Origin of the sequence: Pleionea litopenaei (genome assembly GCF_031198435.1) — a bacterium.
Lineage (GTDB): Bacteria > Pseudomonadota > Gammaproteobacteria > Enterobacterales > Kangiellaceae > Pleionea > Pleionea litopenaei.
The window spans coordinates 3,062,618-3,077,512 of the sequence record NZ_CP133548.1; the positions used below are offsets into that span (position 1 = coordinate 3,062,618).

Genomic DNA, 14,895 nt, shown 5'->3' on the forward strand with positions numbered 1-14,895 from the left:
TATGCCTAGTTGGTTGTCTGATTTCTTAGAGAATTTCCTTGCCATATGGCTAGAGTCGGCACCTTGGCTGATTCTGGGTTTAACGATTGCTGGATTGATGAAAGCATTTATTCCGAAACAGTGGATGCAGAATCAGTTAGGAGGGCAGCGTCGAATTAATGTGATTAAAGCGGCTTTCATTGGCGCACCACTGCCGCTGTGTAGTTGTGGGGTAGTGCCTGCGGCGATGGGCCTTCGTAGAGCCGGTGCTTCGAAAGGTTCTACCGTTGCTTTCCTTGTCGCTACGCCCGAAACAGGTCCTGACTCAGTGACGTTGTCGTATGCATTATTAGGACCTTTCATGGCAATTATTCGTCCCATAGCGGCAGTGACCAGTGCGATTGTCGCAGGACTACTGGTTCGCCACGAAACGCACGAATCGAGCAGTGAAACGTTAGCGCAAAGTAAAGGTGATGGCTGTTGCGCGAGCGAGAAAGCTGCGCCTGCTGCTGCGTCTTGTTGCGGTTCGAAAGCGCCCAAAGAGCCCAGTAAAAGGGTCGCAGTATGGGAAGGACTTAATTATTCTTTTGGTCAACTTTTAAAAGACATCAGTAGCTGGTTGTTGCTTGGGCTGGCCGTTGCCGCAATTATCCAAACGTTCATCCCAGCGGACTGGCTAGCACAATGGGGACAAGGCTGGAGCGCTCTCCTATTAATGACCGTCATTGGTGTTCCCATGTATATCTGCGCTTCTGCTTCTACTCCAATTGCAGCTGGATTTTTAGCGGCCGGAGTATCGCCAGGCGCGGTGTTGGTATTTATGTTAGCCGGGCCCGCAACCAATATTGGCACCTTAGGTATTATTCGGAAAGAGCTTGGTAATCATGCGTTGGTGGCCTATTTAACCGGAGTGGTTGCGACGGCATTAGGTTTCGGTCTGTTAACCGACTATTTAGTGAGCCAATACCATTTAATGGATCAAATCGTATCATTGCACTCAATGGAACATAATGTTGCGTGGTGGAGCTGGATAATGGGGGGCGCTTTGTTATTGCTGATGTTTAATGCTCAGTGGCCACACTGGTTAAAGGTCTTTAACGCCAATCAGAAGGTTTCGCAGAGTAAATAAGATCACCGGTCAATGAGTGACTATCAGTGATACCTATGACGGCGATGGCCGCGGTGATTGTTCGAACAAAATAGTTGCGGTTGCTACGGCCCTGGTCGCTGTAGATGACAGTACGATAGTATCTGGCCTAGAAAACAAAGCCAAATGCTTAGAACGCATCAATAACGCATCAGAAACGCCGCGCTGTTTAAGTGGTCTATCGATATCGGCAAGCGCGGTATCTGCCCAGCTTGATTTGGCATGTCTAACAAGCAGCAACTTGGCTCGATAGCGAGCATCAGCGTTCAGGAGGCAGGTCATCGTAGACCGTTGGATCGATAATACCTCGCGGCTTTACCAGCTTGTCGTTTCTTTCGATGGCTTCAAATTTAAAACTATCGATATTAAACAACATCCCCCAATAGCGCTTATCTCCACGACAAGAGACGATTCCATTGCGTGTAGGGTCATCTTCTAAATCAGCCTCTTTGGGGAAAAAGTTACCGTACAAATAGGACTTACCGTCAAGATCAAAGCCAATGTATTGACGCTTATAAACGTTTAGCGGATCGGGTACAAAATCCGCCCCTTGTTTTTTTAATTCGCTAATGTGTCGCTCTAATTGCTTTTCGATAGCGGTTACTTGAGCTTCTGTGACACGCCAAAAAACATCTGGGTAATAGTGGCTTCGAGTACATTGTTCTACGACTTCCCAGCCACGTTGTTCAGGCATAATATAGATGAGCTTTTCTCGGTTCAAAGACGCTTTGTCGCTGGCCGCAAGGATGTTACATACGGTTATAAGCAGCAAGGTGACAATTTTATACATACAGTGCCCTAATAGTATTCTCGAAACTACATTAACTTGTCGATCTTAAGAGAGCTTAGTTTACTCGCTTTACAAGCAAAGCAAAACTCCCCCAGTTCAAACGAGGTACGACCAACTTTAGGGTTGATATTCTTAGTTTGCGTCGAAGAACTTGGATTTTTTTCGTATACTTAACATGATTCATTGCAAGCACCTGAGGACTCCACTTTGTTATCGTTATCGTCAAAAATCACCAAGTCTATCGCGGTCTCTTTCATCATGCTGTTGACTGCCTGCGGTGTGGATCAATCGAATCCCGAAGTGGTAGCGCAAGAATACGTTGAAGCCATTTATTTTGCTAACCTGCCGCGCTTTAAAGAGATCGTTGAGCCCGACGATTATGACGCAAACGATGACCATAAGCTTTTTGTTGCGAAAGATTCGACGGCGAAAAGTAATACGCGCAAGCATCGCGGTGGTATTGCTTTGGTTCAAGTGAGTGATTCTTATGTGAAAGACAATCGTGCTCGCGTTCGGGTGAATGTTGAGTTCAACAACGGCGAGCGACGAGTGCTTTCAATCAGTTTACATATGAAAGACGGTAATTGGTACGTTAACCCTACCAGTTGGGCGCGCTGGTAGAAATATCGAATAGCTACAGCCAATTATTCAGCATGAACCCAATACCGATGCGAGTGTTTTTATGGTTATAGTCGAGTAAAGTTTCGCCGTAACCATGAAACACTTGAACGTAGCCGCGCACTTTTTTATGAAATGGATAACTGTAATTTAACTCAATTGCACCTTTGTTGTCTGAGCGTAAGTTATTGCGCAGCATAATCGATAATTCATTGTCGTGAATTTTGCGAAAAGCCCGTAGTTCGAAATAGCCGTAGTAGTCATCGATATCGGGGTTATCATCACCTTTTACGTCATTGATGTCGCGTTTCTCGCGTTCTGGTAAACGCCACCATGGTTTAAAACTAAGATAAAAATCTTCATATTCCATCACGACATCTAAATACAGGCGATTCCAACTTCGTGACAACTCGGCCGGTTGGCCATTACTTTGATGAGAAAAACCAGCGGTTATTGCGGGTACTCGAGCTCCGAACATTTCAGCTTTTGAGGTAAATACCAACATGACTTCTGGTTCGTGATTGGTGTCTCGAAACGGACTGGACTCATCGGTATTAAACGCTTGCCAAACCGAACGAGAAGTATAGCCAAAAAATAAGTAACCATTGTCTTCGAAAAGTGTTTGCCGTGTCACAGGCACTTTAAAACTCACCTGAAATTTTACTTCACTGTGCATAAGATTTCGGTTGTCAGAATAAGGTGTGTAGTTTGGGGTGTCTTGATAAGTCAGAGGCAGAATGTAATTGATTTTATGTGGTACCAGCGCAAACGTATTGTCATACGCTTTAAGTTCTTCTTGCATGCGCTTATAAATGAGCGACGTATCTTGTAATGTTTCATCTAAATTCTTTTCGATGCGTTGCAAATCTTGCGACTTTGGTTCTTCGTTTGTCGGTTGTTGAGAGCAGACGCTGAAGCTAATGAAAAAGCAAAGAATTGAACAGGTGTGGTGAAAGCGATTAAACATCGGACCAAGGTTCCCAAGGAAAATATGGCGATATTGTAACGGCTTAGTCGAGCAAGTGCGATAGATTGTCGTGTTAAAAAAAAGGCCGCGCTAGGCGACCTTTTCTCACTTTAAGCTTGTTTTTCAGTTTCAAGTTTCTTTTCTAGGTAGTGGATATTGGTGCCGCCTTTATGGAAGTTTTCATCGGCCATAATGCGTTTTTGCAGCTCAATGTTGGTTTTGATTCCACCGATAACGACCTCTTCGAGTGCCATCTGCATTCTTGCCATCGCAACTTCGCGAGTTTCACCATAGGTAATTAATTTACCGATCATTGAGTCATAATTAGGCGGAACTTTATAACCCGCATAAATATGTGAGTCCCAACGAACACCAGGGCCGCCGGGTGCATGATAGGTGGTGATGGTTCCCGGTGATGGAATGAAACTTTCAGGATCCTCAGCGTTGATCCGACACTCGATTGAGTGGCCTTTCAAATTGATATCGGCTTGCTTAAATGACAAGGGTTGCCCTTCAGCAACGCGCAATTGTTCTTTAATAATATCAACACCAGAAATAAGTTCCGTAACCGGGTGTTCAACTTGAACTCGAGTGTTCATTTCAATGAAGTAGAACTCACCTTTTTCATACAAGAACTCAAAGGTTCCGGCGCCGCGATAGCCGATTTCTTTACACGCTTGGACGCAGCGTTCACCGATGTGTCGACGCATTTCTTCGGTAATGCCAGGAGCTGGCGCTTCCTCGACTACCTTCTGGTGGCGTCGTTGCATCGAGCAATCGCGCTCACCTAAATAGATGGCGTTGCCGTGACTGTCTGCGAGCACTTGAATTTCTACATGTCGAGGGTTCTCTAAAAACTTTTCCATGTAGACCATGTCGTTTCCGAAAGCCGCACGCGCTTCGTTTTTAGTTAATGAAATAGACGAGATTAAATCTTTCTCTTCTCGGACGACGCGCATACCACGGCCGCCACCGCCACCCGAAGCTTTTATAATGACTGGGTAAGCGATGCGCTTGGCTATGGCCAAATTTTCTTTTTCATCTTCACCAAGTGGGCCGCCAGAGCCGGGTACACAAGGGACGCCAGCTTTTTTCATTGCGTTGATGGCAGATACTTTGTCTCCCATCAACCGAATGGTGTCAGCTCTCGGTCCAATAAATGTGAAACCAGACTTTTCAACTTGCTCCGCAAAGTCAGCATTTTCTGCTAAGAAGCCATATCCTGGGTGAATGGCAACGGCATCGGTAACTTCTGCTGCGGCGATGATAGCTGGAATATTTAAGTAGCTCAGAGTGGGTGATGGAGGACCAATACACACGGACTCATCAGCTAGTTTAACGTGCATTAAATTTTCATCAGCTGTGGAATGCACCGCCACAGTTTTGATGCCAAGCTCGCGACATGCACGTAAAATTCTCAGTGCAATTTCTCCACGGTTAGCAATCAGGACTTTTTCTAACATGCGTCCACCTAAATTCGTTGTGTTAGCGCAAAATTATTCGATGATATAAAGAACTTCGTCGAATTCCACTGGCTCTGCATCTTCTACTAAAATAGCTTTTACAGTTCCTGATACTTCTGATTCGATGTGATTCATCATTTTCATCGCTTCAACGATACAGAGGGTGTCGCCCTTATTAACCGTATCGCCAACTTCTACAAATGGCTTAGCACCCGGTGAAGGCGCACGGTAGAAAGTACCTACCATCGGTGATTTGACCTTTTCTCCAGACGGCGTGTTGTCGACCGGTGCTGCAGCTTCAGCAGTCGGCGCTGCTGCTACTGCAGCGGGTGCCATTGGTGCGGCTGGAGCCATAGGCGCAGCGACCGGAACAGTGGTGCTGTTGCGGCTGATGCGAACACTTTCTTCGCCTTCTTTGATTTCAATCTCTGATACACCTGACTCTTCAAGCAATTCGATGAGTTTTTTAACTTTACGAATATCCATAGTGATGACCTTTATTTGTGTAATTGTTGACAGTATGGAACTGCCGCTTTGTATTTAAATCGTTTGTTGCAGCGTTTTAACTGCGTTTTTTGCTGCAATCAGATAACCCTGACTGCCCTGACCTTTAATCACTTCTTGTGCAACATCTGAAAAATAAGAAACGTGTCTGAATGCTTCCCGGCGCTCTGGATCCGACAAATGGATTTCAGTGAACGGAATAGCGACGGCGGTTAAAGCATCCCTCAATGCAATGCTCGTATGAGTGAATGCCGCTGGATTAAATAAGATGTAATCCACTTGATCTTTCTTTGCTTGATGAATGCGTTCGATTAATTGATGCTCAGCATTGCTTTGAAAACATTCCAACTCGACACCCATAGAACTCAGCAGTTGACCGGTTTGAGTTTCGATGTCGCCCAAGGTGGCAGCTCCGTAAATGTCTGGTTCACGGGTGCCGAGCAAATTTAAGTTAGGGCCGTTAAGCAATAAAAAAAGCATTTTATATTTAAAAGTTGGCGAAAATTCACTGAACTTCGCCGAAACCTGCATTTATTCTCAGATGTATTTAATTTTCCGCATTGTGCAGAACCTAGCATAAGAAGTCTAGTTTAAATTGCCTTAAATTGTGACGTTGGTGTCAATTTAACTGCATTTCGCGACATAATCTTAGTCTTTCTGGTCTAACCAGTAGCGCTAAAGGATGAGGTTTAGTCAAATATAGATAGATTGTGTGGGATGAGTAGTTTACAACTGGTTGAAAATTGTACATTGAAGTGGTGTTTCTTGAACGCTTGTTTTAATTGCACCGCAAGGAATAAAAAGCGCGTTAAATAGAGTGTTTTTAGCTACATTTGGCCGAATTTAACGCGCTTTTTAAGCTATTTTACCGTCACGGAGAGTTCTTGAACCCCGCTGTTTGCCGTAATTGGGTCAAAAGCCGTTATCATTACCTGGTAAACACCTGGCTCGATACCTTCAAATCGTGCTTCAAACTGAGAGTCTTGCGTAAAGTTTAACGGCTTCTGTTCGACAAGCTGGTCGTTTTTGAGCAAAGCAACATTGAGCTGATAGTCGCTAGCATTCCAAAGTCCTTCGGGCTCGACCGGACAGCCACACATCAAAGTGATCAGGGTTTCGACTTGCACACTGTTTTGCTCGGAGGAAACAGAAGCGTCAATTAAAAACCCGCGTAAAGAAAGAGTGATTGCATTACCTTGCGAGAAATCTTTACCAGGTATTAACCAGACCTGCGTACTGACTTCGGCACCACGAGGTTTTATGGAGAGAGGTCCGCGAGCGGTAATGGTGATTTTGGTTGGCTTATCGATATCTAATACCGTAGTAAAGCTCGCGGTTTGATCGTCCGTTAGGATCATGTTGGTAGCATGGTCGGTTTTCATAATTAACGTGGTATTGCCAGTACCACCGGTGGTGATTCCTTGGGCGAGTAACTGCTGATTGTCGGAACGTCGAATCTCTACGGTCGCACCATCGGTTTTATCCCCGATAAATTTAGCGCCATGAGCTAACACGTAAATCTTAATGGGTGTTTTTTGGGCAAATGCCGAAGAAAAGATAGTAGAGAAAAAAATGAGTACGAAAGCACGAGATAGCATGGCAAATCCTAGTGGTTAATTTTATGTTGCGTCGCACGGTGTTTTGTGACGACCTTTTGTAGCAATATCATCGCACTTTTGTGAAATATTGCCATATTTTAGTCGACAAATTTACATCTCAATTCGCTAATCTAAGCGTGCAACAAACCATCATAAAAAATTAGGAGAACACAGTATGGACAAAAGTAACATGATTGGTCTGGTTGGCTTTGCAACCTTGCTAACGAGCATTCCGGTATCGGCCAATGAATTGCCCGGTCATTTGGCTGAGCGACTTCCACTGCCAGTTATTACCAATGATTGTGGTGCAAGTGATTGTGGTGATCGGCGCAAGCTTGAATTAGCGCAGTTCAGTCAGCGATTGAGTGATGCCAGTGCACAAGATAACGGTGTGGTGCAAAACTCTGCGTCTCAAGGTCAACAGAAAAAAAATAATGGTCAAGGGTTAGCGATAGGACAAGGCAATAACGACACGCAAGTCGTTTATCTTAATTTTGAACAATCGTCACCGACGTTTCCTGCGGTTGTCAGTGGAACAACGCCTTGGTTGTTTTTAAGCCATCAATACACGGAAACTGAGCGAGACGCCATTCAAGCAAATTTAGAGGCGGACTACCAAGGGTTTGATATTACTTTTACTCAAACATTACCGACGGAAGGAGAGTTCTCGACACTGAACTTCGAATGCCAAACGGCAAATAACATCTGCGTAAATTTTAGCTCCGGAATTTTATTTGGACGAGCCCAATCCATCGATATTGGCAATCAGGTACGGGATGATTCAGCATTTGTTGATGTTGGGCTGTGGGAAGTCTTTGCTCAGCTTGATCCGAGTGGCGGCCTTCTTGAAGCCTACTCAGGAATTGAAATTGAAAATGGTGATGTGGCTGCGGCTTTGTCAAAAGCGATCATCAACCAAGCGTCGAATACGGGCGCGCATGAACTCGGACATAATCTAGGGCTTCGCCATCATGATTCTTTCGGATCTCCAGGTACGGGTATTCCAACGACGGGCGTACCAAGTAATGATGCGTTTTTTCCGGTGTTCGACGGATTGCAAAATGGTGATGAAGCCATTTTACATACCATGGCATCGGGTGCGAGTGTCGGTAGTGGATTAACCGATAGCACGGCTCGTGATCGCTTTTTCTCTGAACGCTCAGTGATTAAAATAGCCGCCGCTGAACGAGGTCGGCTAATTTCAGAAGCCAGCGTGGCGGGTAAAAAAGTGACACTACGAAAAGTTGTGGCACCGAATACTCTGCTCGAAGGGGATAACGCTGAAGGAAAGCTCGATATTCGTGAAGCTCTGATTCGCGGAGCAATTTCGACGCCCAATGAAGTTGATGAATATCGTTTCAAAGCAAAAGCAGGAGAGTTTATCAGTGCTGAGTTTAACGGCTTTGATGTTCCTGTGGGCTCGCCAGTTATAGGCGCTGTTGAACTTTATTTTATTGATGCCAATGGAGAGCAACAATTAGTCGCTCAAAACTATCAAAACTTTGAAGGTTTTGACGCGTTTTTAATTGATGCACCACTAGCGCAGTCTGGCGAGTATGTTTTAAAAGTGTCTTCGCCTAATTTTGTTAGTTTTGGCTACAACCCTGACGGCTCTCCCATTCTATTTCCATTAGAGGAAACAGGCAATGGAGCGTTACGTGTAGGCGATTATCAATTGAGTATGTATATTGTTGATGGCAAACCAGGTAATGGTCCAAGCCAAGTTCCAGGACAATAATACGTATTGAAAATCGTGTTTATTGAATAAAAAAAGGGTCGAATGTTCGACCCTTTTTTATAGGTAACTAAACACTGCTTTGATTAAGTGGTCTATGGATTATTTTGCCACTTCAATTGAAACACTAAGGTGCGTTCTTGGCCTGGAAAATATCGAGGTGTTCCGAAGGCAATGTCGGCTCTTTCTGCATAGCGTTTGTCGGTTAAATTATTGATGCCGAATAAAAGTGACATTGAGTTGCCCATTTTCCTCTGCCATCGAACATGAGAAATAACATGACCGGAGTATTCATGGGTGTTTTCAGGATTGGTAAAGTATTTTCCCATTTTTTCAGTTTGTAGCATCCATTCATTCTGATCGTTCCAGCGCCAAATTAACTCAATTGCACCCATTGTTTTTGGTGCAGTGTCCATGAGATTGCCTTTGATTTGTACATTACTGCCTAATAAGTCTGGGCTGTTTTGGTAGAGATGTTTAAAAGATCCTGCGCTCAAATTAAACTGCCAGTGGCGAGAAATGGTCCAATGTAGTTCGGTTTCGAATCCGCGATGAGAAGAATCCGCGCCGCTTACGAACTGTCGTTGTGTGTCTTGGAAGATACTGTCTTTTAATTGCATGTCGAACCATGCAACCTCTAAACTTATGTTGTCGAAGTTTACCTGCCATCCGAGCTCTACACCATTGGCCGATACTTCATCGAGATCGGCGAAGGTTTGATTTTGTTGCAGTCGGTAAAGTTCACTGGTTTGTGGTACTCGAAATGATTGTGAAAGATTAATATACATGCGCTGCTGACTGGTCAAAGTTAATGACATGCTCAATTGGTTTGACCAAAAATTAAAGTGGCGATTTTCATCAGCGGGTCGATAAAAACGACAGTTGCTAATACCATCAGCGCAAGCAGAACCGTCAGTGGTTTGATTATCATACTGATAGCTTAATGTATCGAAGCGAGTATTCCAGGCGAGTGTTGTCAATGGTGTAACTTGCCATCGGAAACCAGTTAACAGTGCATAGGCATTCACATCGACTTGATAGTTATAATGAATTCCTTGAGGGAATGCATCTTGGTTAAAAGGGGCGGGGTTAAGTTGATTTTCAATCAACTCTCCAGAGGTTCGTTCATACTCAAACCCGATAAAGCCATGCAAAGGTTGATCGATTGGATTATGCCAAAGTAGATCAAATCCAAACGATGTCTGTTGGTTTTCTTCGGTCGGTTGCCAGGGGACAAAATGCATTAGAAAGCTCATGTCATTGACCCGAAAGTAAGGTGTGAACGAGAGTGAAGTATCGGTGAGCGTCCAGTTTAACTTGCTGTAGGCTCGCACGGATGTCGCTTTTCTCCAAGCTTCTGGGTAGTTATTTTCTCGACTTAATGTTCGGTCTAAATAAGCGTTGTCTCCTTCAACATACCCAGCCGTCTGTTGATCTAGGTTTCGATAATTAAAGCCGTTTAAGATAGAAAAATTGCCATACTCATAACTATTTTTAAACGACAGTTTTTGTTGCTGATAACCAGACTCTTCTCGATAGCCATGATCATCCGTTAACGTGATACCTAGCCAATGACTCCAGTCTTGGGATTCCCAAGGTTGTTGAATCGATAGCTGATTAAACCCAAATTGAGCGGTATTGTAGGTAACGCTGCCAACAAGATTTTCACTTGGACTCGGTAACTGAGTGTTGATCATTCCAAATACCGCATTACTGCCTGCCGTTGTCGAGTTTGAACCGCGATAAACTTCGACAAAATCAGCAACTTCGAAATGCGACTCAAATAACTGATTGACGTTGCAAAAGCTAGTCGGTCGCAACGGCAAACCATCTTCTGACATGATAAAAACCGCACAGGCTCCAGGTCCGGTGAAAACCGGAGAGCGTATAGCGGTTAAATGTTCTTGCCCATTACCACGACTTACCCAAGTGCCAGGAACCAAGCTTACGAGGCGACTGAAGTGTTGAGCGGTACTGCGGCTGATCGAGCGACTTGAAATGTTTGTAACGCTACCATCAACCGTTTCTTTAGTTTGTGGAATCGGCTTTGCGGTAATGACAAGGGTCGGTTCTTGTCGGGGAATAACGGAGCCGTTGGACGGCTGATGGTCCGCGGTTTTATTCTTTGCAGATAGTTCAGCTTGTGCCTCAGAAGGGGCGTCACTCGATGGTTGATCTAAATGCTCAGATGAGTGTTCAGACGCTGTATGGTTCTGATGATTGAGCTTGCCGTTGCTGGTTGGTTTATTCGCAATTCGATTTTCAGAAGAAGCCAATGAGGGCGACACAAATGCCCAGAGTAGAAAGAGTCGAGTGAGATAAGTCAGGTTAAAATAGCGAGTCATAGCTGCGGTAATTTCATTGTTATATTGAGTTAGCCAAGGTTCAAGGCTAAGAGCGAATGAATGATGATCAAGTCTTTTGCATTCTGTCATAAACTTGTCATCTAATCGAGTTTCAAATACGCCTAAACTTATTAGATGACTCACTTTTTAAATGAAAAGCGTACACCGCTATTTAGACAAAGCTTACATCAACAGGCTCCCGAACTTGTCGAGCTTGAACGCCTGATTGTCACCCATCCCAGTCGGCTGGAATATCGCGTTATCGAAACCGTCGAATATAACGAGCAAGCCTTTCCCATTTACGCGATTGATCTCGGCCAGCATCAACCGGGTAAACCTGCGTTGTTAATTTGTGGAGGGGTGCATGGCATTGAAAGAATCGGCGTGCAAGTGGTGATTGCTCAGCTAAAGGTTTGGTTAGAGCGTCTCAAGTGGGAGCGCTCATTGCAGCAATGCTTTAATGAAATCAATGTGACCGTGTTGCCCGTTATCAATCCTGTTGGATTATTTCTAAATCGTCGAAGTAATGGACGAGGTGTCGACTTGATGCGCAATGCACCCATCGATTCGCAACAAGGTTCTTTTTTGGTTAGTGGCCAACGGTTTAGCCCTCGACTTCCTTGGTACCGAGGGAAAGAAGATAGGTTAGAACTAGAAAATTTAAGTTTGGAAAAAGAGATCAAACGTTTATCGAGTCTGTCGCCCTTACTCATTTCGATTGACTGCCACTCTGGATTTGGCATGCGCGACAGACTTTGGTTTCCTTACGCATATCGCAGGCGACCGATGCGTGACATTGCTCCAGTCGTCGCGCTAAAACTCTTATGGGAAAATAGTTACCCAAATCATCAATATATTTTCGAGCCGCAATCCAATCACTATCTCACCCATGGTGACTTATGGGATTATTTTTACAAATGCTTTGGTAGGAAGGACTGTACTTTTTTACCCCTGACCCTAGAAATGGGTTCATGGAATTGGGTGCGGAAAAGACCTTTGCAGTTGTTTCGAGTTGGTGGTTTATTTAACCCCCTGGTTCCCCATCGACAACAGCGGGCTTTACGACGTCATTTACCTCTGATGGACTTTTTACGGCACGCCGTGCATAGTTATCAGCAGTGGCTTCCGAACGATCAAGAAAAACAACACTTAACTCAAGTTGCTCAGAGCTTGTGGTATCGCATGCAGGAGTAGTCAAGGTCATGAATGTGAAAGTCAGCGAACAGTCTCAAGCCGACCTCCGGGTAGTGTTAATTCGTGGTTTGGGCCGAGATCAGTTGCATTGGGGTCCGTTGAAGTCGGCTCTCGATAAGCAAGGGCTGATCATTGAAACTCCAGATTTACCAGGAGCAGGGGTGCTGTGCCGAGAAAAGGCACCCTTAGACCTCGATGAGTATTGTCGGATATTGGAATCCCAATTGAGTGAAAGTGAATTGCCGACCATCGTAGTCGGGCTGTCGTTGGGTGGAATGATAGCGCTGCAGTGGTCAATGTTACGACCTACTCTGTTCGAACATGTTATTGCAATAAACACAAGTTGCAACTTGTCGCCAGTGTACTGGCGGTTAAAAGTTTATCGCGCGTGGCGTACCCCGGGTATTTTAGCGCGATGGAATATTCGACTGAAGGAACGTTCGGTTTATCAATTAACCTGCAATCGCCAGCCCATGGATGCCGAACTGTTGGACCAATGGGTCAATATTCAGCAACAACACCCAGTATCGATGATCACACAGCTTCGGCAAGTAATCGCTGCCTGGCGTTTTTCACCCCCTGATGCAGATGCTTTACCTCATTTGACCTTTATCAATTCAAACTCCGATCGCTTGGTCGATCCGCGATGCAGCTTAACCCTAGCGAGGCATTATTCTGCGCCTTTAAGAACCCATGACTGGGCAGGACATGACTTGCCTCAAGATGATCCCAAGTGGGTTGCACAAGAAATATTACAAGTTTGCGATAAAATCCGCTCCTCGAAAAAGGTCGCATTAGAAAAACTAATGTGAAACTCAAAAAGAATTCGTTTTTCCTCTTGTTGTTAAGTCGTTAATATACGCGGCCCTTGGAGATGTTCTGGTTGATTTTTGAACATCTTTTAGATGGCAACTTTTAATAACTTATCAACATGAGGAGGCGAGATGAATAAGCGAACGGCTTTTTCCAGCGATACTTTAGCGTTACCGGCATTAATTCTTGCCATTGTTATATGGGCTTCCTCATTTGTTTTTATGAAGATTGCGGTCGCAGAATTTGGTCCGATGTTGACGGTCTTTTTACGGATGATTCTTGCCAGCGCTGTCTTGTTTTTCTTTATTCCAGTATTCCGTAAAGAGTCCTACCAAGCGGGAGATTGGAAATGGTTTCTTGCACTAGCCTTGTGTGAGCCATGTTTATACTTTGTTTTTGAAGGGTTAGCGCTTACTTACACTACCGCCTCAGAGGCTGGCATGATTACCTCGCTTCAGCCGCTGATGGTTGCTGTCGCTGCGTTCTATTTTTTGAATGAAAAACTAAGTGCTCGTCTACTCGTTGGCTGTGTCGTCGCGGTATTGGGTGCTGGTTTGTTGTCACTAACCGGAGAAGCTTCTGAGTCGGCCCCCAATCCTGTACTGGGTAACTTTTTGGAGCTTATCGCTATTGGATTTGCCGCGGCTTACAGCATAGTTGCTCGTAGGCTTATGCACCGATATTCGCCATTGTTTTTAACCGGTATACAAACCTTTGTGGGCAGTGTGTTCTTTCTACCGGCGGTATTATTAAGTGGTGATAGCATTCCTGTGTCGGTGACGTGGGAAGGTGCAATGGCAGTCTTGTTTTTAGCCTGGGGCGTCAACATTATTGCGTTCACTTGTTACAACTTCTCGCTCGGTAAAATGCCTGCAAGCCAAGCTGGGGCCTGGTTGAACTTGTTACCACTGGCTTGTCTGTTCTTTGGCTGGCTGTTACTGGATGAGCGCTTAACTTTGATTCAATACGGTGGTGCAGGAATTGTTTTATTGGGTGTCATCATCAGCCAGACCAAACCACGTCGGAAAACGGTATTTATCGAGCAAGAGATGCTCGAAAGCTCAGTGTCGACTGCAAACACTGAGGAACTTGAGACGCCAACCGAGGTCTCAGCAGTAAGATTAATGAATTCGTGATTATTAAACTTCTATTCTCCCTGGTTTAGCAAGTGTTTGTCACATTACCCCGCCGATTGGCGGGGTTTTTTTTGTCGGTTCAATGTCATTCTATAACCATCTTAGATTGAGTTATCGGTCAAACAGGTATATGTTTATGTAAGGGCATTAAAAAGGACTGTGGATACTTACGAGATCATTAGCAAGGAATCAGCAATGGACATCCCTCTTCCCGTTGAGCTTAATCATTCAAGCGAGAGTCAATATTGGGCTTTATTACGTCTGCAAAGAGCAGTGAACACTGAGCTTATGGAGCGTTTTAATGCGATCAAAAGTAAAGGACGAAGCGTTTTAATTCAGCAATTGTTAGCTAAGATTGGAGCAATTATAGATTTACTGAATGCCCATGGTTATGAATTTGTTCGCTGTGATTTTGTCGGTGATATAGATTATGAAACGAGTGAGCAATGGTATGTTGACCGAGTCAGCATGTCGCATCGCATCGTGTTACATTTTAATGGTTACTCGGCACAAGCTTATTTTCAAGAGAATGACATCGAGGCGAAACGCGATCCCGTGATCACTCTGCGTCATGATTACCTACCAAAAAGTTCTCAAGATTAACTT

At 44.6% G+C, this 14,895-nt stretch carries 15 protein-coding genes; 7 read left to right on the top strand and 8 right to left on the bottom strand.

Annotated features, from left to right (window positions below; genetic code table 11):
• Position 1: 1 nt before the first annotated feature.
• Entirely contained in the window at positions 2 to 1,108 is a 1,107-nt protein-coding gene (locus Q9312_RS13735; protein ID WP_309201432.1) for an SO_0444 family Cu/Zn efflux transporter, read from the top strand.
• 33 nt (positions 1,109 to 1,141) lie between these two features.
• On the opposite strand, the gene Q9312_RS13740 is transcribed toward Q9312_RS13735, so the two are convergent.
• Positions 1,142 to 1,408 carry a histidine phosphatase family protein gene (locus tag Q9312_RS13740; RefSeq protein WP_309201433.1) on the bottom strand — a complete coding sequence of 89 codons (267 nt, stop codon included), beginning with the start codon at positions 1,406 to 1,408 and terminating at the stop codon, positions 1,142 to 1,144.
• Positions 1,386 to 1,916, bottom strand: a complete 531-nt coding sequence (locus Q9312_RS13745) for a hypothetical protein (protein WP_309201434.1) — start codon at positions 1,914 to 1,916, stop codon at positions 1,386 to 1,388. Before Q9312_RS13745 ends, Q9312_RS13740 begins: the two co-directional genes overlap by 23 nt.
• Before the next feature lie 207 nt (positions 1,917 to 2,123).
• On the opposite strand from Q9312_RS13745, the gene Q9312_RS13750 reads away from it, so the two are divergent.
• A complete protein-coding gene (locus Q9312_RS13750; protein ID WP_309201435.1) occupies positions 2,124 to 2,537 on the top strand; it encodes a DUF4878 domain-containing protein in 414 nt (137 codons plus the stop codon).
• A gap of 13 nt (positions 2,538 to 2,550) precedes the next feature.
• On the opposite strand, the gene Q9312_RS13755 is transcribed toward Q9312_RS13750, so the two are convergent.
• From Q9312_RS13755 to Q9312_RS13775, 5 genes are all read right to left on the bottom strand, one after another.
• A complete protein-coding gene (locus Q9312_RS13755) occupies positions 2,551 to 3,501 on the bottom strand; it encodes a phospholipase A (protein WP_309201436.1) in 951 nt (316 codons plus the stop codon).
• A 110-nt stretch (positions 3,502 to 3,611) separates the two neighbouring features.
• Entirely contained in the window at positions 3,612 to 4,964 is a 1,353-nt protein-coding gene (gene accC / locus Q9312_RS13760; protein ID WP_309201437.1) for an acetyl-CoA carboxylase biotin carboxylase subunit, read from the bottom strand.
• Positions 4,965 to 4,997: 33 nt separating this feature from the next.
• Entirely contained in the window at positions 4,998 to 5,450 is a 453-nt protein-coding gene (gene accB, locus Q9312_RS13765; protein ID WP_309201438.1) for an acetyl-CoA carboxylase biotin carboxyl carrier protein, read from the bottom strand.
• Positions 5,451 to 5,504: 54 nt separating this feature from the next.
• Positions 5,505 to 5,999 carry a type II 3-dehydroquinate dehydratase gene (aroQ, locus tag Q9312_RS13770; RefSeq protein WP_309201439.1) on the bottom strand — a complete coding sequence of 165 codons (495 nt, stop codon included), beginning with the start codon at positions 5,997 to 5,999 and terminating at the stop codon, positions 5,505 to 5,507.
• 329 nt (positions 6,000 to 6,328) lie between these two features.
• Positions 6,329 to 7,066 (bottom strand): hypothetical protein, encoded by a 738-nt coding sequence (locus Q9312_RS13775; RefSeq protein WP_309201440.1) that lies wholly within the window; start codon positions 7,064 to 7,066, stop codon positions 6,329 to 6,331.
• 175 nt (positions 7,067 to 7,241) lie between these two features.
• On the opposite strand from Q9312_RS13775, the gene Q9312_RS13780 reads away from it, so the two are divergent.
• A complete protein-coding gene (locus Q9312_RS13780) occupies positions 7,242 to 8,804 on the top strand; it encodes a zinc metalloprotease (RefSeq protein WP_309201441.1) in 1,563 nt (520 codons plus the stop codon).
• A 92-nt stretch (positions 8,805 to 8,896) separates the two neighbouring features.
• On the opposite strand, the gene Q9312_RS13785 is transcribed toward Q9312_RS13780, so the two are convergent.
• Positions 8,897 to 11,236, bottom strand: a complete 2,340-nt coding sequence (locus Q9312_RS13785; protein WP_309201442.1) for a TonB-dependent receptor — start codon at positions 11,234 to 11,236, stop codon at positions 8,897 to 8,899.
• A 45-nt stretch (positions 11,237 to 11,281) separates the two neighbouring features.
• Here Q9312_RS13785 and Q9312_RS13790 point away from each other — a divergent pair, with 45 nt between their 5' ends.
• From Q9312_RS13790 to Q9312_RS13805, 4 genes are all read left to right on the top strand, one after another.
• Positions 11,282 to 12,340 (top strand): M14 family zinc carboxypeptidase, encoded by a 1,059-nt coding sequence (locus Q9312_RS13790; RefSeq protein ID WP_309201443.1) that lies wholly within the window; start codon positions 11,282 to 11,284, stop codon positions 12,338 to 12,340.
• 8 nt (positions 12,341 to 12,348) lie between these two features.
• The gene (locus tag Q9312_RS13795) at positions 12,349 to 13,152 is read left to right on the top strand and encodes an alpha/beta fold hydrolase (protein ID WP_309201444.1); all 804 of its coding nucleotides are present in this window, start codon (positions 12,349 to 12,351) and stop codon (positions 13,150 to 13,152) included.
• A gap of 132 nt (positions 13,153 to 13,284) precedes the next feature.
• Positions 13,285 to 14,289 (top strand): DMT family transporter, encoded by a 1,005-nt coding sequence (locus Q9312_RS13800; RefSeq protein ID WP_309201445.1) that lies wholly within the window; start codon positions 13,285 to 13,287, stop codon positions 14,287 to 14,289.
• Between the two features lie 195 nt (positions 14,290 to 14,484).
• Positions 14,485 to 14,892: a hypothetical protein gene (locus Q9312_RS13805; protein ID WP_309201446.1), complete on the top strand. Its 408-nt coding sequence runs from the start codon at positions 14,485 to 14,487 to the stop codon at positions 14,890 to 14,892.
• Positions 14,893 to 14,895: the final 3 nt, after the last annotated feature.

Bases quoted from the DNA above. Each gene is read 5' to 3' on its own strand.
- Q9312_RS13735 (WP_309201432.1), top strand. From the start codon at position 2: ATGCCTAGTTGGTTGTCTGATTTCTTAGAGAATTTCCTTGCCATATGG.
- Q9312_RS13740 (WP_309201433.1), bottom strand. From the start codon at position 1,408: ATGACCTGCCTCCTGAACGCTGATGCTCGCTATCGAGCCAAGTTGCTG.
- Q9312_RS13745 (WP_309201434.1), bottom strand. From the start codon at position 1,916: ATGTATAAAATTGTCACCTTGCTGCTTATAACCGTATGTAACATCCTT.
- Q9312_RS13755 (WP_309201436.1), bottom strand. From the start codon at position 3,501: ATGTTTAATCGCTTTCACCACACCTGTTCAATTCTTTGCTTTTTCATT.
- accC (WP_309201437.1), bottom strand. From the start codon at position 4,964: ATGTTAGAAAAAGTCCTGATTGCTAACCGTGGAGAAATTGCACTGAGA.
- accB (WP_309201438.1), bottom strand. From the start codon at position 5,450: ATGGATATTCGTAAAGTTAAAAAACTCATCGAATTGCTTGAAGAGTCA.
- aroQ (WP_309201439.1), bottom strand. From the start codon at position 5,999: ATGCAGGTTTCGGCGAAGTTCAGTGAATTTTCGCCAACTTTTAAATAT.
- Q9312_RS13775 (WP_309201440.1), bottom strand. From the start codon at position 7,066: ATGCTATCTCGTGCTTTCGTACTCATTTTTTTCTCTACTATCTTTTCT.
- Q9312_RS13780 (WP_309201441.1), top strand. From the start codon at position 7,242: ATGGACAAAAGTAACATGATTGGTCTGGTTGGCTTTGCAACCTTGCTA.
- Q9312_RS13785 (WP_309201442.1), bottom strand. From the start codon at position 11,236: ATGACAGAATGCAAAAGACTTGATCATCATTCATTCGCTCTTAGCCTT.
- Q9312_RS13790 (WP_309201443.1), top strand. From the start codon at position 11,282: ATGACTCACTTTTTAAATGAAAAGCGTACACCGCTATTTAGACAAAGC.
- Q9312_RS13795 (WP_309201444.1), top strand. From the start codon at position 12,349: ATGAATGTGAAAGTCAGCGAACAGTCTCAAGCCGACCTCCGGGTAGTG.
- Q9312_RS13800 (WP_309201445.1), top strand. From the start codon at position 13,285: ATGAATAAGCGAACGGCTTTTTCCAGCGATACTTTAGCGTTACCGGCA.
- Q9312_RS13805 (WP_309201446.1), top strand. From the start codon at position 14,485: ATGGACATCCCTCTTCCCGTTGAGCTTAATCATTCAAGCGAGAGTCAA.